This window comes from Pseudomonas poae, assembly GCA_028869255.1.
Lineage (GTDB): Bacteria > Pseudomonadota > Gammaproteobacteria > Pseudomonadales > Pseudomonadaceae > Aquipseudomonas > Aquipseudomonas poae_C.
In genome coordinates this window covers 2,944,986-2,967,618 of sequence record CP110972.1, presented here as the reverse complement: position 1 = coordinate 2,967,618, position 22,633 = coordinate 2,944,986, and the positions used below count along the sequence as shown (strand labels likewise).

20 protein-coding genes and 1 pseudogene are annotated in these 22,633 nt (G+C 60.9%); 9 read left to right on the top strand and 12 right to left on the bottom strand.

All coding sequences use genetic code 11. The features are described from left to right. Positions 1 to 2: 2 nt before the first annotated feature. On the bottom strand, positions 3 to 845 hold the full coding sequence (locus LRS56_13475; protein WDU65359.1) for an alpha/beta hydrolase: 843 nt from the start codon (positions 843 to 845) through the stop codon (positions 3 to 5). Between the two features lie 160 nt (positions 846 to 1,005). Here LRS56_13475 and LRS56_13470 point away from each other — a divergent pair, with 160 nt between their 5' ends. Further along, positions 1,006 to 1,593, top strand: coding sequence for a LysE family translocator (locus LRS56_13470; GenBank protein WDU65358.1), 588 nt, complete (start codon positions 1,006 to 1,008; stop codon positions 1,591 to 1,593). On the opposite strand, the gene LRS56_13465 is transcribed toward LRS56_13470, so the two are convergent. From LRS56_13465 to gloB, 8 genes are all read right to left on the bottom strand, one after another. After that, positions 1,535 to 2,428 (bottom strand): AraC family transcriptional regulator, encoded by an 894-nt coding sequence (locus tag LRS56_13465; protein WDU65357.1) that lies wholly within the window; start codon positions 2,426 to 2,428, stop codon positions 1,535 to 1,537. The two genes, LRS56_13470 and LRS56_13465, sit on opposite strands and share 59 nt — an antisense overlap. A 160-nt stretch (positions 2,429 to 2,588) precedes the next feature. Further along, on the bottom strand, positions 2,589 to 4,190 hold the full coding sequence (locus LRS56_13460) for an ABC transporter ATP-binding protein (GenBank protein WDU65356.1): 1,602 nt from the start codon (positions 4,188 to 4,190) through the stop codon (positions 2,589 to 2,591). Position 4,191: 1 nt separating this feature from the next. Then, positions 4,192 to 5,211: an ABC transporter permease gene (locus tag LRS56_13455; GenBank protein ID WDU65355.1), complete on the bottom strand. Its 1,020-nt coding sequence runs from the start codon at positions 5,209 to 5,211 to the stop codon at positions 4,192 to 4,194. 1 nt (position 5,212) lies between these two features. Next, on the bottom strand, positions 5,213 to 6,289 hold the full coding sequence (locus tag LRS56_13450; protein ID WDU65354.1) for a microcin C ABC transporter permease YejB: 1,077 nt from the start codon (positions 6,287 to 6,289) through the stop codon (positions 5,213 to 5,215). Continuing rightward, a complete protein-coding gene (locus LRS56_13445; protein WDU65353.1) occupies positions 6,290 to 8,128 on the bottom strand; it encodes an extracellular solute-binding protein in 1,839 nt (612 codons plus the stop codon). After that, positions 8,125 to 9,954 carry an extracellular solute-binding protein gene (locus LRS56_13440; GenBank protein ID WDU65352.1) on the bottom strand — a complete coding sequence of 610 codons (1,830 nt, stop codon included), beginning with the start codon at positions 9,952 to 9,954 and terminating at the stop codon, positions 8,125 to 8,127. The genes LRS56_13445 and LRS56_13440 overlap by 4 nt, the downstream gene beginning before the upstream one ends. Before the next feature lie 211 nt (positions 9,955 to 10,165). Beyond that, entirely contained in the window at positions 10,166 to 11,575 is a 1,410-nt protein-coding gene (locus LRS56_13435) for a transglycosylase SLT domain-containing protein (protein ID WDU65351.1), read from the bottom strand. A 98-nt stretch (positions 11,576 to 11,673) separates the two neighbouring features. Further along, entirely contained in the window at positions 11,674 to 12,441 is a 768-nt protein-coding gene (gene gloB, locus LRS56_13430; GenBank protein ID WDU65350.1) for a hydroxyacylglutathione hydrolase, read from the bottom strand. A 65-nt stretch (positions 12,442 to 12,506) separates the two neighbouring features. Between gloB and LRS56_13425 the strand changes: the two genes are divergently transcribed. From LRS56_13425 to LRS56_13405, 5 genes and pseudogenes are all read left to right on the top strand, one after another. Beyond that, on the top strand, positions 12,507 to 13,265 hold the full coding sequence (locus tag LRS56_13425) for a methyltransferase domain-containing protein (protein ID WDU65349.1): 759 nt from the start codon (positions 12,507 to 12,509) through the stop codon (positions 13,263 to 13,265). Positions 13,266 to 13,310: 45 nt separating this feature from the next. Continuing rightward, positions 13,311 to 13,763 carry a ribonuclease HI gene (gene rnhA / locus LRS56_13420; GenBank protein WDU65348.1) on the top strand — a complete coding sequence of 151 codons (453 nt, stop codon included), beginning with the start codon at positions 13,311 to 13,313 and terminating at the stop codon, positions 13,761 to 13,763. 70 nt (positions 13,764 to 13,833) lie between these two features. Further along, a complete protein-coding gene (gene dnaQ / locus LRS56_13415) occupies positions 13,834 to 14,574 on the top strand; it encodes a DNA polymerase III subunit epsilon (protein WDU65744.1) in 741 nt (246 codons plus the stop codon). Between the two features lie 203 nt (positions 14,575 to 14,777). Beyond that, positions 14,778 to 17,032 (top strand): annotated as a pseudogene (locus LRS56_13410) (lysine decarboxylase). Positions 17,033 to 17,040: 8 nt separating this feature from the next. Beyond that, positions 17,041 to 17,622, top strand: a complete 582-nt coding sequence (locus LRS56_13405; protein WDU65743.1) for a GNAT family N-acetyltransferase — start codon at positions 17,041 to 17,043, stop codon at positions 17,620 to 17,622. On the opposite strand, the gene LRS56_13400 is transcribed toward LRS56_13405, so the two are convergent. Then, complete coding sequence (locus LRS56_13400; GenBank protein ID WDU65347.1) at positions 17,619 to 18,512, bottom strand: LysR substrate-binding domain-containing protein; 894 nt, start codon at positions 18,510 to 18,512, stop codon at positions 17,619 to 17,621. The two genes, LRS56_13405 and LRS56_13400, sit on opposite strands and share 4 nt — an antisense overlap. Positions 18,513 to 18,652: 140 nt before the next feature. Between LRS56_13400 and gspG the strand changes: the two genes are divergently transcribed. Both gspG and LRS56_13390 read left to right on the top strand, forming a co-directional pair. Beyond that, a complete protein-coding gene (gene gspG, locus LRS56_13395) occupies positions 18,653 to 19,099 on the top strand; it encodes a type II secretion system major pseudopilin GspG (GenBank protein ID WDU65346.1) in 447 nt (148 codons plus the stop codon). Between the two features lie 85 nt (positions 19,100 to 19,184). Beyond that, a complete protein-coding gene (locus LRS56_13390) occupies positions 19,185 to 19,529 on the top strand; it encodes a hypothetical protein (GenBank protein WDU65345.1) in 345 nt (114 codons plus the stop codon). Positions 19,530 to 19,591: 62 nt separating this feature from the next. Here the strand turns inward: LRS56_13390 and LRS56_13385 are convergent, their stop codons facing one another. Continuing rightward, positions 19,592 to 19,828 carry a hypothetical protein gene (locus tag LRS56_13385; protein ID WDU65344.1) on the bottom strand — a complete coding sequence of 79 codons (237 nt, stop codon included), beginning with the start codon at positions 19,826 to 19,828 and terminating at the stop codon, positions 19,592 to 19,594. 226 nt (positions 19,829 to 20,054) lie between these two features. On the opposite strand from LRS56_13385, the gene LRS56_13380 reads away from it, so the two are divergent. Further along, a complete protein-coding gene (locus LRS56_13380; protein WDU65343.1) occupies positions 20,055 to 20,612 on the top strand; it encodes an NAD(P)H-dependent oxidoreductase in 558 nt (185 codons plus the stop codon). Positions 20,613 to 20,725: 113 nt separating this feature from the next. Here LRS56_13380 and poxB read toward each other — a convergent pair whose 3' ends face one another. Beyond that, positions 20,726 to 22,450: a ubiquinone-dependent pyruvate dehydrogenase gene (gene poxB, locus LRS56_13375; GenBank protein ID WDU65342.1), complete on the bottom strand. Its 1,725-nt coding sequence runs from the start codon at positions 22,448 to 22,450 to the stop codon at positions 20,726 to 20,728. Positions 22,451 to 22,633: the final 183 nt, after the last annotated feature.

The window sequence follows — 22,633 nt, the reverse complement described above, 5'->3', positions numbered from 1 at the left end:
GGTTATTTGCCGTCGAGAAAGCCCAGCAGCGCGGCGTTGAACAGCGCCGGGTCCTGCAGGAACGCGAAGTGGCTGGTGTTCGGCAGGATTAGCAGGCCGGCACCGGGAATGGTCGCGGCCATGTACTCGGTGTGCTCGCGCTTGATCGCTTCGTCGTGGTCGCCATCGGCAATCAGGATCGGTGTCTTGATGCTCGCCAACTGCGCGTCGGTCCAGTTCGGCTGGCTGGCCCACATATGGCTGATCTGCTCTACAAACGCGTCGTACTCTTTGGGCGTCGGCGACAGCTTGGCGTACTCCTTGCCGGCGCGTTCGATAAACGCGGCGAAGGTCGGGTTTTTCTCCACGCCGTCCTTCACACCGGCGGTCTGGGTGTTGGCGGCGAAGGCGAACACTTTGCCGATACGCTCCGGGTGACGCAGGGCCAGGTCGATACCGATGATCGCGCCGTCGCTCCAGCCGACGATATCGGCGCGGGGAATCTTCAGGCTGTCGAGCACGGCGACTACGTCATCGGCCATCAGGTCGTAGCCAAAGGGTTTTTCATCCCGCGAACTGCGCCCATGACCACGGCTGTCGATGCTGATCACCGTGTGCTTGGCCGACAGCGCCTTGACCTGGTGGCCCCAGTAGTCGGAGTTGGACAGCCCGCCATGCAGCAGCACCACCGGCGAACCCTGGCCGGTGCGGGTGTAGTAGACCTTGATGCCGTTGACGGCGGCATACCCGGTTTTTGCGGCGGTCACCGGGGCGGGTGTCGGCGGCAGGGTTTCCCAGCGTTCAGCGGCCTGGGCCGTGGAGACAGACAGCAACAGGCAGGCAACTGCCAGTAGACGATGTGACATGGCGATTCCTTCTTGCAGTGATCGAATCAATACTTGGTCGTGAACTCTAGCACCGGCCCTGGCCAGGTTTGTGGGCCCAGGGTGATTTTGTTCAATACCGTTTTGGATGGCTCTTATACCGTTGTGGCCTCTTCACGGCGCATCATAAAAGGGAACTGCAATGAGCTTGATCATTTCCATGGCTGCCTTCGCCCTGGCCACCTCCATCACGCCGGGCCCGGTGAATGTGGTGGCACTGAGTTCAGGGGCGCGCTTCGGGTTTGTCGCCAGCCAGAAACACGTGTTCGGCGCCGCTGTCGGCTTTACCTTGCTGCTGGTGTTGATCGGCCTGGGCTTGCATGAAGTGCTGGTGCGCTGGCCGATCCTGACCCAGTTGGTCCAGTGGGGTGGGGTCGCTTTTTTGTTGTACATGGCCTGGAAACTGGCGGTGGATGATGGCCGGCTGGACGCCGACGGCAGCGCCACGGCGCCGTCGATGCTCTACGGTGCGATCATGCAGTGGCTCAACCCCAAAGCCTGGCTGGCCTGCGTGGCCGGGATGGGGCTGTTTGTGGCGGATGGCGACGCGGCGCAGGTCTGGCTGTTTGCCGGGCTTTACCTGGTGATCTGCTACCTGTCGGTGGCGTGCTGGGCCTATGCCGGGACCTTTTTGCGGCGTTACTTGGGCGATCCCCGGGGCGTGCGCCTGTTCAACCGTTCAATGGCCGCGTTGCTGGTGGCCAGTGTGGGTTATTTGCTGATGGCTTGAGCACGTCGCGGTATTGCCCGGGCGTGGCGGCGAAGTGCTGCTTGAAGGTGCGCTGGAAATGCGCCTGGTCGGCAAAACCTGCGGCCAGGGCCACATCGGCGATCAGCTCGCCGTTGCGCAGCTGGGTACGGGCAAACTGGATGCGGCGGTTCACCAGAAAAGCATGCGGCGTCAGCCCGTAATACTGCTTGAAGGCGCGGATCAGGTACGACGGCGACAGCTCGGCAGCCAGGCAGATATCTTCGAGTTTCAAGGCTTGGGTGCAGTGTTCGCGGATGTACTCGGCGGCGCGTTCCAGCTTGTGGTTCACCTCGCGCACCGGGGCGAGTGACGGGTTCAGGCGTTGCTGCACTTCACTGAAATAACTCACCAGTGCGCTCTGTTTTTGCAGCAGCTCGGCCTGTTGATCCAGCAGGATCGCGTACAGCTCGATCAAGCCGTTGTACAGCCGCGTGTCGCGGGTGTACGGCGTGTTGAAGGGGCGATAGCCCTGGTCGGTGCTGAAACCCAGCTGGTATTGCAGGTCGGTCAGCCAGGGCGTGTCGAGGTACAGCATGTGATAGGACCAGGGCTGGTCGTGGATCGGGTTGCAGGCATGCACATCGCCTGGGTTCATCAGCACTACGGTGCCGGCGCTGATCTGGAAGGTCTCTGCGCCATAGTGGTAATAGCTGCGCCCGGTGGTGATTGCGCCGATCGAGAAATGCTCATGGGCATGCCGGGTGTAGGTGACTTTTCGCCCGTCGGCGATGGTCCGCGCCTCGATGAACGGCAAACGCGCGTCGCGCCAGAAGCGCGGCGCCTGCGCCGGGTGAGCGGTGGTGTTCAGCGACATGGCGGTGGCTCCATCCCTTGGGAGATCGGGGATTTGCTATTGGGGGAGTACCAAGTGTGGGAGCGGGCTTGCTCGCGAATGCGGCGGTTCAGTTATAGATGTATTCACTGACACACCGCATTCGTGAGCAAACCCGCTCCCACATTTTGATCTGCGTACATCAAGCGGGGACCAGGAAGGCAGCCTCCAGCAGTTGGCGGGTATAGGCATGCTGCGGGTCGGCAAAAATCGCCTTGGCATCGCCTTGTTCCACCACCTGTCCATGTTTGACCACCATCAGTTGATGGCTTAGAGCTTTCACTACCGCCAGGTCATGGCTGATAAACAGGTAGGTCAGGTTGTACTTGGCCTGCAGACTGCGCAGTAATTCCACCACTTGGCGCTGCACCGTGCGGTCCAGCGCCGAGGTGGGTTCATCCAGCAGGATCAGGCGCGGCTTGAGCACCAGTGCGCGGGCGATGGCGATGCGTTGACGCTGGCCGCCGGAGAACTCGTGGGGGTAGCGGTTGCGCGATTCCGGGTCCAGGCCCACTTCCTTGAGCGCGGCAATGATCGCCGCTTCCTGCTCTGCCGGCGTGCCCATCTTGTGAATGCGCAGGCCCTCGCCGACGATTTCGCTCACACACATGCGCGGGCTCAAGCTGCCGAAGGGGTCCTGGAACACCACCTGCATTTCCCGGCGCAACGGGCGTACCTGTTGCTGGGTCAGGCGGTCCAGTTGCTGGCCTTCAAAGCAAATCCCGCCGTTGCTGGCGATCAAACGCAAAATCGCCAGGCCCAGGGTGGATTTACCCGAGCCGCTTTCGCCGACGATGCCCAGGGTTTGCCCTTGGGGCAGGCTGAAATTGATGCCGTCCACCGCCTTGACGTAATCAACGGTGGTGCGCAAAAAGCCCTTCTTGATCGGGAACCACACCTTGAGGTCATCGACCACCAGCAGCGGCGCCCCGACCGCATTGCCAGCCGGCCCGCCACTCGGCTCAGCGGCCAGCAGTTCCTGGGTGTAGGGGTGCTGCGGCGCCTGGAACAGTGTCTCGCAGTCGGCCTGCTCGACGATGCAGCCCTGCTGCATCACGCACACCCGATGCGCGATGCGCCGCACCAGATTCAGGTCATGGCTGATCAGCAGCAAGGCCATGCCCAATCGCGCCTGCAACTCTTTGAGCAGTTCCAGAATCTTCAACTGCACGGTGACGTCGAGGGCCGTGGTCGGCTCGTCGGCGATCAACAGTTCCGGCTCGTTGGCCAGGGCCATGGCGATCATCACGCGCTGGCGTTGGCCGCCGGACAGTTCATGGGGCAAGGCCTTGAGCCGTTTGTGCGGTTCGGGGATGCCCACCAGGTCCAGCAGTTCCAGGGTGCGTTGGGTGGCAACCTTGCCGGTGAGGCCCTTGTGCAGGCCGAGCACTTCGTTGATCTGCTTCTCGATGGAGTGCAGCGGGTTCAGTGAGGTCATCGGCTCCTGGAAGATCATCGCGATGCGGTTGCCGCGAATATGCCGCAGGGTTTTTTCCTTGAGGGTCAGCAAGTCTTGCCCGGCGTACTCGATGGTGCCGGACGGGTGCCGCGCCAGCGGGTAGGGCAGCAGCCGCAGGATCGAATGGGCGGTCACCGATTTGCCGGAGCCGCTTTCGCCGACCAGCGCCAGGGTTTCGCCGCGCTTGATATCGAAGCTCACGTTGTTCACCACACGGTGGTGGTGTTCGCCCGTGACAAACTCGACGGAGAGGTCGCGGATTTCGATCAGATTGTCCTGATTCATCTCATTTCCTCGGGTCGAAGGCATCGCGAGCGGACTCGCCGATAAACACCAGCAAACTCAGCATGATCGCCAGCACGGCAAACGCGCTCATGCCCAGCCACGGCGCTTGCAGGTTGGATTTGCCCTGGGCCACCAGCTCACCCAACGACGGCGAACCCGCAGGCAGGCCGAAGCCGAGAAAATCCAGGGCGGTCAGGGTGCCGATGGCGCCGGTGAGGATAAAGGGCATGAAGGTCATGGTCGAGACCATGGCATTCGGCAGAATGTGGCGGAACATGATCGCGCCATTCTGCATGCCCAGCGCCCTGGCGGCGCGCACGTATTCCAGGTTGCGCCCGCGCAGGAACTCGGCGCGTACCACGTCCACCAGGCTCATCCACGAGAACAGCAGCATGATGCCCAGCAGCCACCAGAAGTTCGGTTGCACAAAGCTGGCAAGGATGATCAGCAGGTACAGCACCGGCAACCCGGACCAGATCTCCAGAAAGCGCTGCCCGGCCAGGTCGACCCAGCCGCCATAGAAACCCTGCAAAGCCCCGGCGATCACGCCGATGATCGAGCTGAGCACGGTCAGGGTCAGCGCAAACAACACCGACACGCGAAAGCCGTAGATGACCCGGGCCAGCACATCGCGACCCTGGTCATCGGTGCCCAGCAGGTTCGCTGAAGACGGCGGCGCGGGGGCCGGCACTTTCAGGTCGTAGTTGATGCTCTGGTAGCTGAACGGGATCGGCGCCCACAAGGTCCAGGCGTCCTTGGCCTTGAGCAACTCCTGGATATACGGGCTCTTATAGTTGGCCTCGAGCGGGAATTCGCCGCCGAAGGTGGTCTCCGGGTAGCGTTTGAGGGCCGGGAAATACCAGTCGCCGTCAAAGTGCACCGCCAGTGGCTTGTCGTTGGCGATCAACTCCGCGCCCAGGCTGAGCACAAACAGAATCAGGAACAGCCACAGCGACCACCAGCCACGCTTGTTGGCCTTGAAACGCTCGAACCGGCGGCGATTGAGGGGGGATAGATTCATCTCAATGCTCCCGGCTGCCAAAGTCGATACGCGGATCGACCAGGGTGTAGGTGAGGTCGCCGATCAGTTTCACGATCAGCCCCAGCAAGGTGAAGATAAACAGCGTGCCGAACACCACCGGGTAGTCGCGGTTAATTGCCGCTTCAAAGCTCATCAGGCCCAGGCCGTCGAGGGAGAAGATCACTTCCACCAGCAGCGAGCCGGTGAAGAAGATGCCGATAAAAGCCGAGGGGAAACCGGCGATCACCAGCAGCATCGCGTTACGGAACACATGGCCGTAGAGCACGCGATGGTTGGTCAGGCCTTTGGCCTTGGCGGTGACCACGTACTGCTTGTTGATTTCGTCGAGGAAGCTGTTTTTGGTCAGCAGGGTCATGGTCGCGAAGTTGCCGATCACCAGCGCGGTGATCGGCAGCGCCAGGTGCCAGAAATAGTCGAGGATCTTGCCGCCCCAGCTCAGCTCGTCAAAGTTGTTGGACGTAAGCCCGCGCAAGGGGAACCAGTCGAAATAGCTGCCCCCGGCAAACACCACGATCAGCAGGATCGCGAACAGGAACGCCGGGATTGCATAGCCGACGATGATCGCCGAGCTGGTCCACACGTCAAAATGGCTGCCGTGCCGCGTGGCCTTGGCGATCCCCAGCGGGATCGACACCAGGTACATGATCAGCGTGCTCCATAACCCGAGCGAGATGGACACCGGCATCTTTTCCTTGATCAGGTCGATGACCTTGGCGTCACGGAAGAAGCTGTTGCCGAAATCCAGTTGGGCGTAGTTCTTGACCATGATCCACAAACGTTCCGGCGCCGACTTGTCGAAGCCGTACATCTTTTCGATTTCCTTGATCAGTGCCGGGTCCAGGCCCTGGGCGCCGCGATAGCTGCTGGAACCGGCCACCGAAACTTCGGCACCGCCGCCGGCAATCCGGCTGGTGGCGCCTTCAAAACCCTCGAGCTTGGCGATCATCTGCTCCACCGGGCCACCGGGGGCGGCCTGGATAATCACGAAGTTGATCAGCAAGATCCCGAACAGCGTGGGGATAATCAGCAACAGGCGGCGAACAATATAAGCCAGCATTTAATCGCCTCCACTCGCCGGATCGGCGGTCTGGGTGGTGTCGAGGGAGACCGCCGGTTTGGCGTTGGGCTTGGCCCACCAGGTGGCCGTGCCCACGTCGTAGCGCGGTGGGACTTTGGGGTGGCCAAGGTGATCCCAGTAGGCCACGCGGAAGGTCTTGATATGCCAGTTGGGGATCACGTAGTAGCCAAACTGCAACACGCGGTCCAGGGCCTTGGCATGGGCGACCAGGCTTTTACGCGAGTCGGCGTCGATCAATTCCTCTACCAACTGATCGACCGCCGGGTCCTTGAGCCCCATGTAGTTACGGCTGCCGGGTTTATCGGCGCTGGAGGACTTCCAGAACTCACGTTGTTCGTTACCCGGCGAGGTGGATTGCGGGAAGCTGCCCACCAGCATGTCGAAGTCCCGTGAGCGGATCCGGTTGACGAACTGCGAGACGTCCACCCGACGGATCACCAGGTCGATGCCCAGGTCGGCGAGGTTGCGCTTGAAGGGCAGCAGGATGCGTTCGAATTCGGTCTGGGCCAGCAGGAACTCGATGGTCACCGGTTTGCCGGTGGTGTCGACCATCTTGTCGTCAACGATACGCCAGCCGGCTTCCTGCAACAGCTGATAGGCCTCGCGCTGCTGAGTGCGGATCATGCCGCTGCCGTCGGTTTTTGCAGGTTCGAAAGCTTGGGTGAAGACTTCGGCGGGGATTTTGTCGCGCAGCGGTTCGAGGATCTTCAACTCATCCGGGCCCGGCAGGCCGGTGGCGGCCATTTCCGAGTTTTCGAAGTAGCTGCGGGTACGGGTATAGGCGCCGTTGAACAGCTGTTTGTTGCTCCACTCAAAATCCAGCAACAGGCTGATGGCCTTGCGCACGCGCACGTCCTGAAACATTTGCTTGCGCGTGTTGAACACGAAACCCTGCATGCCGGTGGGGTTGCCGTTGGGGATTTCTTCCTTGATCAGTCGGCCCTGGGCCACGGCGGGAATGTTGTAGGCGTTGGCCCAGTTCTTCGCGCTGAATTCCAGCCAGTAGTCGAACTGCCCGGCCTTCAAGGCTTCCAGCGACACGGTGCTGTCGCGGTAGTAGTCGGTGATGCGGTTATCGAAATTGTAGAAACCTTTGGTGACGGGCAGGTCCTTGGCCCAGTAATCCTTGACCCGCTCGTAGCGGATCATGCGCCCGGCCTTGACCTCGGCGACCTTGTACGGCCCGCTGCCCAGCGGCACTTCCAGGTTGCCCTTGGCAAAGTCGCGGGTGGCCCACCAGTGCTTGGGTAATACCGGGAGTTGCCCGAGGATCAGCGGCAATTCGCGGTTATTGGTGCGTTTGAACTTGAACAACACTCGCAACGGGTCTTCGGCGACCACTTCATCGACATCGGCATAGTAGGTGCGATAGATCGGCGAGCCTTCCTTCATCAGTTCCCGGAAGGTGAACACCACGTCTTCGGCGCGGATCGGGTGGCCGTCATGGAAGCGCGCTTCGGGGCGCAGGTAGAAACGCACCCAGCTGTTGTCGGGCGCCTTTTCGATCTTGCCGGCCACCAGGCCGTATTCGGTGATCGGTTCATCCAGGCTTTGCATGGCCAGGGTGTCGTAGATCAGGCCGACATTGTCGGCCGGCACACCCTTGCTGATAAACGGATTGAGGCTGTCGAAGCCGCCCATGCTCGATTCGCGAAAGGTGCCGCCCTTGGGGGCATCCGGGTTTACGTAGTCGAAGTGCTTGAAGTCGGCGGGGTATTTCGGCGGCTCGTTGTAGAGCGTCAGCGCATGTTGTGGCGCGGCGTGGGCCGCGGTGCACAGCAACAGGCTGCCAAGCAGTGCGTTGCGCAAATACATCATTGGGCTTTCTCCGAAGCTTTCAGCCACCACGCGCTCAGGCCCAGGCTGTAGGGCGGCGTGGTGACAAAGGCGAACCGGTTGCGGTACGCCAAGCGATGATAGTTGAGGTACCAGTTGGGAATGCTGTAGTGCTGCCACAGCAGCACCCGGTCCAGGGCGCGGCCGGCGGCCAATTGTTCTTCGCGGGTCTGCGCGGCCAGCAGTTGTTCCAGCAGGTGATCGACGATGGGGTTGTTGATGCCTGCGTAGTTCTTGCTGCCCTTGATCGCGGCCTGGCTGGAGTGGAAGTACTGCCACTGCTCGAGGCCGGGGCTCAAGGTTTGGTTGAGCGTGATCAGGATCATGTCGAAGTCGAACTGATCCAGGCGCTGCTTGTATTGCGCCCGGTCAACGGTGCGCAGGCGTGCGTCGATGCCGATGCTGATCAGGTTCTCGACGTAGGGCTGCAGGATGCGCTCCAGGTTCGGGTTGACCAGCAGGATTTCGAAGCGCAGCGGCTGCCCGTCCTTGTTCTGCAGGCGTTGCCCCGACAGCTTCCAGCCGGCTTCGCCGAGCAGGGCCAGGGCGCGGCGCATGGTTTCGCGCGGGATGCCGCGCCCGTCGGTCTGCGGCAGGCTGAAAGCTTGGGTAAACAGGTTGGGCGGCAACTGGTCGCGGTAGGGCGAGAGCATCAGCCATTCATGGCCGGTTGGAACCCCGGTGGCGGAGAATTCGCTGTTGGGGTAATAACTCAAGCTGCGTTTATAGGCGCTGCTGAACAGCGTGCGGTTGGTCCACTCGAAGTCGAACATCAGCCCCAGGGCCTCGCGCACCTTGGTCTGGCTGAAGGTCGGGCGGCGGCTGTTCATGAACAGGCCCTGGCTCTGGGTGGGGATTTGGTGGGCGATCTGCGCCTTGATCACGTCGCCACGGTTGATCGCCGGGAAGTTGTAGCCATTGGCCCAGTTCTTGGCCTGGTGTTCGATATAGATATCGAACTCACCGGCCTTGAAGGCTTCGAAGGCCACGTCACTGTCGCGGTAGAACTCCACTTCGACCTTGTCGTAGTTATAGAAACCCTGGTTGACCGGCAGGTCTTTGCCCCAGTAATCCTTGACCCGCTCAAACACCAGCTGGCGGCCCGGTGTCACCTTGCTGATACGGTACGGCCCACTGCCCAGCGGCGGTTCGAAGGTGGTGGCCTTGAAGTCGCGGTTCTTCCAGTAATGCTGGGGCAGTACCGGCAGTTCGCCCAGGCGCAGGATCAGCAGCGGGTTGCCGGCGCGCTTGAAGACAAAGCGAATGCGATGGCGGTTGAGGATGTCGACCCGTGCCACTTCCTGCAGGTTGGTGCGGTACTGCGGGTGGCCTTCGGTCAGCAGGGTGCGATAGGAAAACGCCACGTCATAGGCGGTAATCGGCTTGCCATCGTGAAAGCGCGCTTCGGGGCGAAGGTTGAACACTACCCAGCTGCGGTCTTCGCTGTATTCCACCGACTGGGCGATCAGCCCGTAGCTGGAGGTCGGTTCATCGCCGGAGGGCGCATACAGGCCGGTGCCAACCATCAACGGCTCGTTCAGCTCGTTGACGCCGTACTGCAGGAAGTTGGGGGTGGACACCGGGCTTGAGCCCTTGAAGGTGTAGGGGTTGAGCGTATCGAACGTGCCAAATGCCATGACCCGCAGGGTCCCGCCTTTCGGCGCTGCAGGGTTTACCCAATCGAAGTGGGTGAATTTGGCCGGGTACTTGAGCCTGCCGAACTGCGTATAACCGTGGCTCTCGGTAATCGTCGCGTTCGCAGCAAAGCTCAAGGCCAGACTTATTAGTAGAAGGAGGGGACGCGTCAAGTCAGAGATCCGATCCAGGCAGCTTGGGCTTTATGATCGGTACAGTAACAGCTTGTTCCGGTTGGAAAAAGGCTGTTGAAACCACTGAGAATTCAAGGTGGGAGCGGGCTTGCTCGCGAATGCAGTATGTCAGTCAACATAGCTGTTGAATGTTCCACCGCATTCGCGAGCAAGCCCGCTCCCACATTAGCTCCCCAGTGTGCTTGAGGCCTTAGCGCGGCCCGGAAACCACCAGCATCTGCCCAGGCTTCAATGCCTGGCCGGTACGCGGGTTCCAGCGCTTGAGATGTTGCATCTCGACGTTGAAGCGCTTGGCGACGGTGTACAGCGAGTCGCCTTTCTTGATTTTGTATTGCACCGGCTTCTTGTCTGCCTTGGCCACCAGCTTGCGGGTGTCCTGCATCACAAGCGTCTGGCCAACCTTGAGGGCCTGGCCGTTGAGCTTGTTCCAGCGCTGCAGGTCGTGCACATCCACCTTGTTCGCCTTGGCGATGAGGGTGAGGTTGTCGCCACTGCGCACCTTGTAATTGCGGGTGCGCCCGGCCACTCGGGCCGTCTCGACTTCGTCGAACACCTGCTTTTTCGGGCGCATTGCCAGTAATTCTTCAGGCTTCATCGTCGAAAGCGTGCTGGTCAGCAGTTGCGCTTTGGAGCTTGGCACCAGCAAATGCTGAGGGCCGTCAAGGGTGGTGCGTTGTTTGAGCGCCGGGTTGAGCTGGAACAGCTCGTCTTCGTCGATTTCGGCCAGCGCGGCGACCCGTGACAGGTCCATGCTTTGCTTGACTTCAACCACTTCGAAATACGGGGTATTGGCGATCGGGTTCAGGTTGACGCCATAGGCTTCAGGGGCCAGCACCACTTGGGAGAGCGCCAGGAACTTGGGCACGTAGTCCTTGGTTTCCTGGGGCAGGGGCAGGTTCCAGTAGTCGGTCGGCAGGCCGAGCTTTTCATTGCGCTCGATGGCCCGGCTCACCGTACCTTCGCCGGCGTTATAGGCCGCCAGGGCCAGCAGCCAGTCGCCGTTGAACATATCGTGCAGACGGGTCAGGTAGTCCAGGGCGGCGGTGGTGGAGGCGGTGATATCGCGGCGGCCGTCGTAGGCGCGGGTCTGGCGCAGGTTGAAATAGCGCCCGGTGGAGGGGATGAACTGCCACAGGCCGACCGCATCGCTGCGCGAATAAGCCATTGGGTTGTAGGCACTTTCAATCACTGGCAGCAGCGCCAGCTCCAGGGGCATGTTGCGTTCTTCAAGGCGTTCGACGATGTAATGAATGTAGAGGCTGCCGCGTTCACCGGCGTTCTCCAGGAAGGACGGGTTGCTGGCGAACCACAAGCGCTGTTGCTCGATGCGCGGGTTGACGCCCAGGCCGTCCTGCAATTGAAAGCCCCGGCGCATGCGCTCCCAGACATCCTGGGGGACTTCGGGGCTGGGCTTCTCTGAGAGCCAAATAGGTTTTTGCTTGATCTTGGCGGCAAGATTGGGTTTGGGTTGCACGGTGGATTGTGCAGCGAAATTTGTCGATTGGCAGCCCGCCAGAGTCGCGGACACAGCCACCGCCACGGCTTGAGCCAGGCGGGTCAATGCGTCTGAATGGTTGGATTTACGAATAGATGACGACATTGGCTGGAAGTAAGTTCCGGGCAAAAATGTCGGGCGATTCTAGAAAGCACTTTGGTTGCGGTCAACCATTCAGAAAATCCGTATCAGATTGCATCCCGTTAGAACTTATCTTTCCATGCCCTCAAACTAGCAAACACCTCGGCCCCAGAGCGGTTGTCGCGTCCATTCCGTTCGTCCGCTTTTTGTTTAACGGATGTTTCAGCGGTACGTAAAAAAGGGTTAGTACGTTTTTCCAGGGCCAGGTTGGAGGGCAGCGTCATCTCGCCGCGGGCCCGCAATTGGTTGACGTGTTCCACCCGTTTGGCGATATCGGCATTGTCCGGCTCCACCGCCTGGGCAAATTTGAGGTTACTTTGTGTGTACTCGTGGGTGCAGTACACCAACGTGTCGGCCGGCAGCGCGGCCAGGCGCTCGAGCGAGGTGTGCATCTGCTCTGGCGTGCCTTCGAACAGGCGCCCGCAACCGGCGGCGAACAGGGTGTCGCCACACAGCAACACGCCCGGATGATAAAAGGCGATGTGGCCCAGGGTGTGGCCGGGCACGGCGTAGACATCGAAATCCCAGCCCAGCACGTTGATGCGGTCGTTATCCTGCAGGGCCACATCCCGCGCCGGGATCGTTTCATGCGCCGGGCCGTAGACCTTGGCGTCGGTCAGATTTTTGAGTTGTTCGACGCCGCCGACATGATCATGGTGATGGTGGGTCACCAGGATGTCGCTCAGGGCCCATTGCGGGTTCTGCTTGAGCCAGGCCAGCACGGGCGCGGCGTCGCCAGGGTCGACCACGACGCAGCGTTGGGTGTGCGGGTCCTGTAACAACCAGATGTAGTTATCGGTGAAGGCGGGCAGGGCACTGATCTGTATCATTCTTCGATTCGCCAAGCTGAACACATTGGTGCATCTTAGAACGTCTAGGCGAGTTGGAGAATGCAATGACTGATAAAGCGTTCGCCCAGGCCGATCCTGAGTGGCTGGCTTTGATCGGCGCCGCCCGTGAATGGCTGTCCGGGCCGATCGGGCAATTTTTGCTGGATGAAGAGCGGCGCATGCTCGAAGACGAGTTGGGCCGGTTCTTTGGCGGCTATCTGGTGCATTACGGCCCGTCCGCCCAGACCCCGCCCGCCGCGCCGCAGGTGCAACGCAATGTGCGCCTGGGGGCGCCGTTGCCGGGGGTGGAAATTGTATGTGAGGAACAGGCCTGGCCCTTGAGCGAGCACGCCGCCGATGTGGTGGTGTTGCAGCATGGCCTGGATTTCTGCCTGTCACCCCACGGCTTGCTGCGCGAAGCGGCGAGCAGCGTGCGCCCTGGTGGCCATTTGCTGATTATCGGGATCAACCCCTGGAGCAGCTGGGGCCTGCGCCACGTGTTCGCCCACGACGGCCTGCGTCAGGCGCGCTGCATCTCGCCATCACGGGTGGGCGACTGGCTGAACCTGCTGGGCTTCGCGCTGGAGAAACGCCGCTTCGGGTGCTATCGTCCGCCGCTTGCCTCGACCAAGTGGCAAGGCCGTCTGGCCGGCTGGGAACGCCGGGCGGGTGCCTGGCAACTGTCGGGCGGCGGCTTCTATTTATTGGTAGCACGCAAGATCGTGGTCGGGCTGCGGCCGGTGCGTCAGGTCCAGCGTCAGCCCATGGGCAAGCTGGTGCCGATGCCGATGGCCAAGGTCAACCGCAAGCAAAGCGAACCGTAAAACCTTTTTTGATTTCAGACCCCGCCTGTTTTGATGGAAGCAACGATGACCGATAGCGTAGAACTCTTCACCGATGGCGCCTGCAAGGGCAACCCGGGCCCTGGCGGCTGGGGCGCGTTGCTGGTGTGCAAGGGCGTGGAGAAGGAGTTGTGGGGCGGCGAAGCCAACACCACCAATAACCGCATGGAACTGATGGGCGCCATTCGCGGGCTGGAAGAGCTCAAGCGTCGCTGCAATGTGTTGCTGGTGACCGACTCGCAATACGTGATGAAAGGTATCAACGAGTGGATGGTCAACTGGAAGAAGCGCGGCTGGAAGACCGCCGCCAAAGAGCCGGTAAAAAACGCCGACCTGTGGCAACTGCTCGATGAGCAATGCAATCGCCATGACATCACCTGGAAGTGGGTCCGCGGGCACATCGGCCACCCAGGCAACGAGCGCGCCGACCAGCTCGCCAATAGAGGCGTGGACGAAGTGCGCGGCTACAAGCAGAGCTGAGGCTGGCTGACGTGTTAACATCGCGCCCTTTGATACACACCACACCGTTGAGAGCTGAACCCTGATGGCCATCCGATCTGTTGTACTCGATACCGAAACCACCGGCATGCCGGTGACCGACGGCCACCGGATCATTGAAATCGGCTGTGTCGAACTGATGGGGCGGCGCCTGACCGGGCGTCATTTTCACGTCTACCTGCAACCGGATCGTGACAGTGACGAAGGCGCGATCGGCGTCCACGGCATCACCGATGAATTCCTCAAGGGCAAGCCACGTTTCGCTGAAGTGGCGGACGAGTTCTTCGAGTTCATCAACGGCGCCCAGCTGATCATCCATAACGCGGCGTTCGACGTCGGCTTCATCAACAACGAGTTTGCCCTGATGGGCCAGACGGACCGTGCGGACATTTCCCGGCACTGTTCGATCCTCGACACCTTGATGATGGCCCGTGAACGTCACCCCGGCCAGCGCAACAGCCTCGATGCCTTGTGCAAACGTTATGGTGTCGACAACTCCGGCCGTGAACTTCACGGCGCCTTGCTCGACTCCGAGATTCTCGCCGACGTCTACCTGACCATGACCGGCGGGCAGACCAGCCTGTCGCTGGCGGGCAATGCCTCCGACGGCAGCGGTTCGGCGGAAGGTTCGGGCAACCGCCCTTCGGAAATCCGCCGCCTGCCGGCCGATCGCAAGCCGACCACCATCATCCGCGCCAGCGAGCAGGACCTGGCCGAGCATGCGGCGCGCCTGGAGGCGATTGCCAAGTCGGCGGGTGCGCCGGCGTTGTGGACTCAACTGACCCAGCAATAACCCCAAGACTGAACACGGTCCAATGTGGGAGCTGGCTTGCCTGCGATAGCGGTGGGCCAGCTAGCCTGATTGTCACTGATACACCGACATCGCAGGCAAGCCAGCTCCCACACTTGATCTCCATTGCTTTCAAAATCTTCATTCGCCACATCCCGCCCCACCTTCTACCCTTGAGTGCATAGCCCTCAGGACTCTACGCACTCATGTACAAAGACCTGAAGTTCCCCGTTCTGATCGTGCACCGTGACATCAAGGCCGACACCGTTGCCGGTGACCGGGTCCGAGGCATCGCCAAAGAACTGGAACAAGAAGGTTTCAGTATCTTTTCTGCAATGGACTACGCCGAAGGGCGACTGGTGGCCTCAACCCATCACGGCCTCGCGTGCATGCTGATTGCCGCCGAAGGCGCAGGCGAAAATACCCACCTGCTGCAAAACATGGTCGAGCTGATCCGTCTGGCGCGGGTGCGGGCGCCTGCCCTGCCGATCTTTGCCCTGGGCGAGCAAGTCACCCTGGAAAACGCGCCGGCCGATGCCATGAGCGAGCTTAACCAGCTGCGCGGGATTCTGTATCTGTTCGAAGACACGGTGCCGTTTCTCGCCCGGCAAGTGGCCCGTGCGGCGCGCACCTACCTGGATGGCCTGTTGCCGCCCTTTTTCAAAGCGCTGGTGCAGCACACCGCCGACTCCAATTACTCCTGGCACACCCCCGGCCATGGCGGCGGTGTGGCCTATCGCAAAAGCCCGGTGGGGCAGGCGTTTCATCAGTTTTTCGGGGAAAATACCCTGCGCTCGGACTTGTCGGTCTCGGTGCCCGAACTGGGCTCGCTGCTCGATCATACCGGGCCGCTGGCCGAGGCCGAGGCCCGCGCTGCGCGCAACTTCGGCGCCGACCATACGTTCTTCGTGATCAATGGCACTTCGACCGCCAACAAGATCGTGTGGCACTCCATGGTAGGGCGCGATGACTTGGTGCTGGTCGACCGCAATTGTCACAAGTCGGTGTTGCACTCGATCATCATGACCGGCGCCATCCCGCTGTACCTGTGCCCGGAGCGCAACGAGCTGGGAATCATCGGGCCGATTCCGCTCAGCGAATTCAGCCCGGAGTCGATTCGCGCCAAGATCGAAGCCAGCCCCCTGGCCCGTGGTCGTCCGCCGAAGGTCAAGCTGGCGGTGGTCACCAACTCCACCTACGACGGCCTGTGCTACAACGCCGAGCTGATCAAGCAGCAACTGGGCAACAGTGTCGAGGTGTTGCACTTTGACGAAGCCTGGTACGCCTATGCGGCCTTCCACGAATTCTTCGCCGGGCGTTACGGCATGGGCACCTCGCGCACGCCGGACAGCCCGCTGGTGTTCACCACCCACTCCACCCACAAGCTGCTGGCGGCGTTCAGTCAGGCTTCAATGATCCATGTACAGGACGGCGGTGCACGTCAGCTGGACCGTGACCGTTTCAACGAAGCGTTCATGATGCATATCTCCACCTCGCCGCAGTACAGCATCATCGCCTCACTGGACGTGGCCTCGGCGATGATGGAAGGCCCCGCCGGGCGTTCGCTGTTGCAGGAAATGTTCGACGAGGCCCTGAGTTTTCGCCGCGCCCTGGCCAACCTGCGCCAGCATATCGCCGCCGAAGACTGGTGGTTTTCGATCTGGCAGCCACCCTCGGTGGCCGGTATCGACCGGGTGGCGACGGCGGACTGGCTGCTGCAACCCCAGGACGATTGGCACGGCTTCGGGGATGTTGCCGAAGATTACGTGCTGCTGGACCCGATCAAAGTGACGCTGGTGATGCCCGGCCTTACCGCCGGCGGCGCCTTGAGCGATTGCGGGATTCCGGCGGCAGTGGTCAGCAAATTCCTCTGGGAGCGTGGCCTGGTGGTGGAAAAGACCGGGCTGTATTCCTTCCTCGTGCTGTTTTCCATGGGCATCACCAAGGGCAAATGGAGTACCTTGCTCACCGAACTGCTGGAGTTCAAGCGCAGTTACGACGCCAATGTCAGCCTGGCCAGTTGTTTGTCCTCGGTGTTCGCCCAAGGCCCTTCGCGCTATCAGGGCCTGGGTTTGCGCGACCTGTGCGATCAATTGCATAGCTGTTACCGTAGCAACGCGACGGCCAAGCACCTTAAGCGGATGTACACGGTGCTGCCGGAAATCGCGATGAAGCCGGCGCACGCCTACGATCAGTTGGTCAGGGGGAAGTGGAGGCGGTGTCCATCGACGCTTTGCCAGGGCGCATCGCTGCCGTGATGCTTGTGCCTTATCCACCCGGGATTCCACTGATCATGCCGGGCGAGCGCTTTACCGAGTCAACCCGATCGATCATCGATTACCTGGCGTTTGCCCGGACGTTCGATAGCAGTTTCCCCGGTTTTGTCGCGGATGTTCATGGGTTGCAACACGAAGACGACGGCACCGGTCGTTGTTACACCGTCGATTGCATCAAGGGTTAAAAATGTTTATGCAAGCTGTAATGAACCCGAAGTTTCCGGGGCTCAGTGTACGGGTCGCCGATGAAGGCTTTGATGCCTACGTGTGGGGCAATGACTTCAGCTTTGAGGTCAGCGCCTACGGTGAGCCGCAGATGGGCAAGCGGGTCGATCAGTGGCCCGTGGAGCGTATTGTGCCGTACCGCAAGTGCTACGGCATCGATCCCGAAGAGTTCGCCAGCTTTCGCGATGCGCCGGACAGCGCGATCTTCATGGCCTACCTGGATGATCGGGCGGTGGGGCATATCGTGGTCAGCACCAACTGGAACGGCTTTGCCCACGTCGATGAATTGGCCGTGGCCTTGCCCGCACGCCGCCACGGGGTGGCGAAGGCCCTGCTGGATGTGGCGCAGTTCTGGAGCCGCAAGAAAAACCTGCCGGGCATGATGCTGGAAACCCAGAACAACAACCTGGGCGCCTGCCGGTTGTATGAGCGCAGCGGCTATGTGATGGGCGGGATCGACCACTTGCGCTATCGCGGGATTGATCCGCAAACCCGTGAGGTGGCGATTTTCTGGTATCGCTTGTTCAAGGCCGAAGTCGAACTGGCTTAAATCGCGAGCAGGCTTTGCGCCTTTTGGGTGACGATCTCGAGCAACGCATTGAGTGCCGGTGTGGCCACGCCATCCTTCAGTGTCAGCGCATACAGGCTGACCATGATCGGCGGCGACAGCGGGCACGCATCCAGCCCCGCCTCGCGAGCGCCGAACGCGGTAAACGGGTCGACAATCGCCAAGCCTTCACCGGCCTCGACCATGCTGCGCATCATCTGGTAGGTCTGTACCCGCGTCTGCACCACCGGCAGCGGGCGCAAGGCTTGCAGCTTGGCGTCCAGCAGGCGGCTGAGCGGGTCTTGCCCCTCCAGCCCGATCATCGATTGGCCGGCGAGGTCCTGCAGGGCGCTGTACTTTTGCTTGGGCTTGAGCCAGCCATGGGGCGCCAACAGTTGCAATTTGCCTTGGGCCAGCACGCTGCTCTGGATTTGCGGGTGCTGCGGGTCATGCAGGCTCAGCCCTACGTCGGCTTCGTGCAGCAGCAGGCTTCTGACGATGTCGCGGGTTGGCTGGCTCGACAGGTTGCAGGGGGTGTCCTGGAAACGCCGGCGCAGTACCGCAATGCTTTGTGGCAACAATTGATTGGCCAGGGGCGGTGTGCACAGGGCGCGCAGGGTTGGGGCGTGATGGTGTTTCAAGCGGCTGGCCAGGCGCTGTACCGGCTCCAGCGCTTCATACACGTGGGCAATCGCGGCCTGTAATTCCAGGGTCTCACGCGTGGCTTGCAAGCGCCCGCGGACGCTGGCAAACAGCATGAAGCCCAGTTGCTGCTCGGCCTCCTTGAGCGCCGCTTCTGCATCGCCCACAGGGAGTTGCAACCATTCGGCGGCCGTGCCGAGGTGTCCGGTCTGCAAGATGGCCTGAATCACTTCGATATGACGTAAACGCATGGCCGGAGTCTAGGGTCAGCAGGGCGGGGATTCAATGGTCCGGCAAAAAACAGCAGGGCCGTTCCAATAACCCTGTAGGCAAGTGCAACCTGCAGGACGTATAACCCACTTGATCACCGGGGAAAAAGGGGAGCCTCACCATGCCACGACGTACAGCTGTCGAAACACTAAGTACCCAGCGCGCTTTTACGCGGTGGGCGGTGCTGGTGGTGTTGGTCATCGTTGGCGTATTGGCGCTGGCGCTGGGCCCACGATTGTTCGGCGACGTGGCGTTGGCGGAAATTGCCACGGCCAAGGCTCAGGTGGCCACATTGGGCAAGGCCGTTGAACAGTTCCACCAAGACACCGGTCGCTACCCCACCGATGAGGAGAGCCTGGACGCCCTAGTCAAGCAGCCTGCGGGTGAGGCGCAATGGAAGGGGCCCTACGTCGACGAAGACTTGCTGAGCGACCCATGGGGCGTCGCGTATCAGTACCATTACCCGCCAACCCAGGCCCGGACGCCTTTCGACCTGTTTTCGTTCGGCAAGGACCGGACAGTGGGTGGTGTGGGGGAGAACAAGGATATTACCTACGGCGACCAGTGAATCATCTGGCATTAACCACCGACCTGATTAAAATGACTGGTCTGATCATTAACGACCAATACAACAAAAACAGGTCTGGTCTCATATGCCTCTACCCTCGACATTTCTCGGGGTAACGGCCAAGCAACTGCTGGTTCTTGTGACCATCGGCTGCGTGGCTGCTTATCTCTTCGGCAGTCACGACGACATCACGCCCGAAAACCTCGCACTCGAAACGTTTATCCGCGCCCAGGAACCCGTGGCTGAGCAGGTGGGCGCAGTGCTGGGTGTCACGCTGGTCAGGCAGGTGGTGGCGTATCCCGCGCACAATTCGCCGGGCTACAAGCGTTCGATGTATGCGGTGGAGGGCGAGCGGGGGAGGTTGATGGTGACGCTCAAGCAAATGGACGGTGAGGCGGGGGCTGAAGTGACGGAAATTCGCAGGCCATGATCGCCCGGCCCAGTCAATGCCGTCATTGGCCAGGACTGAGCAGGTACGTTCGCGGGGTCAGCTTATGAAGCGAGGGTGGTTTGCGATTCGCGGACGATGATAGTCCCCGACTGGATCAGTTTGAACTCATCGCCTTCCAGCTTTTCTACACGGTCGCCAATGGCCAGCTTGTAGGTGGTGGTGGGTGCCGAGCCAGCCAGGTCGCCTTGCGCCGGGTTGGATTCCTGGAACTCATGCACCGAGTACACACGTCCTTCTGCGTCTCTGGCATGAAACTGTCCGACTAGTACTGCTGCCATCTGTTTAGAACCTCTGGAGATAAACACTCGATTTGCGGTTCTGTAGACCGTCATAGCGCGGGGTAGTTTACCTATGGAAAAAAATAAAATTCGCTGATGTTTTCAGACGCTTCCTACACGTCAAGGTGCGAGACACACGCCCGACGGGTGAGCAAAACCTTCTGGTGATCGCGCCGCGAAGCCTCTATAACTACTAGCTCCTTTAGTCAGACGTCGGGAAACCCCAATGAGCAAGGTCTACACGATTGCCGTCCTGGTTGGCAGCTTGAGAAAAGACTCGATCAACCGCAAGGTCGCCCTGGCATTGGCCGAACTGGCCCCTGCCAACCTGAAGTTGAACATTGTGGAAATTGGCGATTTGCCGCTCTACAACGAAGACATCGACGGTGCTGCACCACCGGCAGCCTACAGTACTTTCCGTCAGCAGGTACGTTCATCCGACGCGGTGCTGTTCGTGACCCCCGAGTACAACCGCTCCGTACCCGCGCCGTTGAAGAACGCGATTGACGTGGGCTCCCGCCCCTATGGGCAAAGCGCCTGGAGTGGCAAGCCGGGGGCGATCATCAGCGTGTCGCCGGGCGCCATTGGCGGTTTTGGCGCCAACCACCATCTGCGCCAGTCCCTGGTGTTCCTCGATGTGCCCTGCATGCAGCAACCTGAGGCTTACCTCGGCGGTGCGGGCAGCGTGTTTGATGAATCAGGCAAGCTGTCGGAAAAGACCAAGCCGTTCTTGCAGGCGTTTATTGATGCCTACGCCAAGTGGGTGGAAAAACAGCGCGCTTGATTGGGCAATAGCATCCATTGTGGGAGCGGGCTTGCTCGCGAAGGCGGTGTCTGAGTCGACTATATATCGACTGAACCACCGTCTTCGCGAGCAAGCCCGCTCCCACAGGGGGGTTAACGCAGCCAGTTAGTCCGCGCCAGTTCAATCACCTCGTCACCGCGCCCACTCATCACCGCCTTGAGCATATACAGGCTGAAACCTTTAGCCTGTTCCAGCTTGATACTCGGCGGCATTACCAGCTCCTGGGTCGCGGTGACCACATCCACCAGCACTGGGCCGTCATGGGCCAGGGCGCGGCGCAGGGCCGGTTCCAGATCTTCGGACTGCTCCACGCGAATGCCGAGGATGCCCATGGCGTTGGACATCGCGGCGAAGTCCGGGTTTTTCAGCTCGGTACCGGTGTCCAGGTAACCTGCTGCCTTCATTTCCATGGCGACAAACCCCAGGGACGAGTTATCGAACACGATGACTTTTACCGGCAAGTTCAACTGCGCCAGTGAGATGAAATCCCCCATCAGCATCGCAAACCCGCCGTCGCCGGACATCGAAATCACCTGCCGCCCAGGGAATGCCGCCTGTGCGCCGATTGCCTGGGGCATGGCGTTGGCCATGGAGCCGTGGTTGAACGAGCCGATCAGGCGGCGTTTGCCATTCATCTTCAAGTAACGTGCAGCCCATACGGTGGGCGAGCCGACGTCGGCGGTGAAGATCGTGTCGTCGTCCGCCAGTTCGCTGAGCAAACGCGCCACGTATTGCGGGTGAATAGGCCGGTCGGCCTTGGACGGTTGCGCCAGGTCATCCAGGCCCTGGCGGGCTTTTTCGTAGTGCTTCAGCGAGGTGTCGAGGAAGCTGCGATCGGTCTTGCGCGTCAGGCGCGGCAGCAGCGCGGCGATGGTCTCGCTGACATCCGCCGCAATGCCCAGGTCCAGCGTGGCGCGCCGGCCGAGTGCCTGTGGGTTGCGGTCGACCTGGATGATCTTCGCGTCAGTCGGGTAGAACTGGCGATAAGGGAAGTCGGTGCCGAGCATGATCAGCGTGTCGCAGTCGAGCATGGCGTGGTAACCGGAGCTGAAGCCGATCAGGCCGGTCATGCCCACATCGAACGGGTTGTCCCATTCCACATGCTCCTTGCCGCGCAGGGCGTGCACCACCGGCGCACCCAACGTGTCGGCCAGGGCCACTACTTGGTCATGGGCGCCGGCGCAGCCACTGCCGCATAGCAGGGTGACTTTCTTGCTGCTGTGCAGGATTTCGGTGAGGCGCTGCAGATCCTGTTCCGCCGGCAAGGTGCGCGGTGCATGCAGGGCCGGCCAGGGCTTGAGCTTGTCTTCCACTTCGAGCAGCGACACGTCGCCTGGAATCACCACCACCGCCACGCCACGATTGAGGATCGCCGAGCGCATGGCGCGGTGCAGCACGTGGGGCATCTGCTCGGGGTTGGTGACCAGCTCGATAAAGTGGCTGCACTCCTTGAACAGCTCCTGGGGATGGGTTTCCTGGAAGTAGTTCAAGCCAATTTCGGAGGAGGGGATTTGCGCAGCAATCGCCAGCACCGGCACATGGTTGCGATGGCAGTCGAACAGGCCGTTTATCAAGTGCAGGTTGCCCGGCCCGCAGCTGCCGGCGCACACGGTCAGCTCACCGGTGGCGGCCGCCTCGGCACCGGCAGCGAACGCGGCCACTTCTTCGTGGCGCACGTGCATCCACTCGATGCTGTCCATGCTGCGCAACGCATCAGTCAGGCCGTTGAGGCTGTCGCCGGTCAGGCCCCAGATGCGCTTGATGCCCGCCTGTTCAAGGGTGGTCGCCAGCTGCTGGGCCAGGTTGATTTTCGCCATGAAGAACTCCAATCGTCAGTGAGGTTAAAACGTGCTGATCAATAGGGGACAGTTCGATCACGGCGAATGCTCCGCGCTTAATGTGAAGATTGCGTCATGGGGGTGCAGTATTGGCGGGTGTGCCGGGTGATTAACCATCATTGATCAAATTCAACCCATAAAAAAACCCTGGCATGCCAGGGT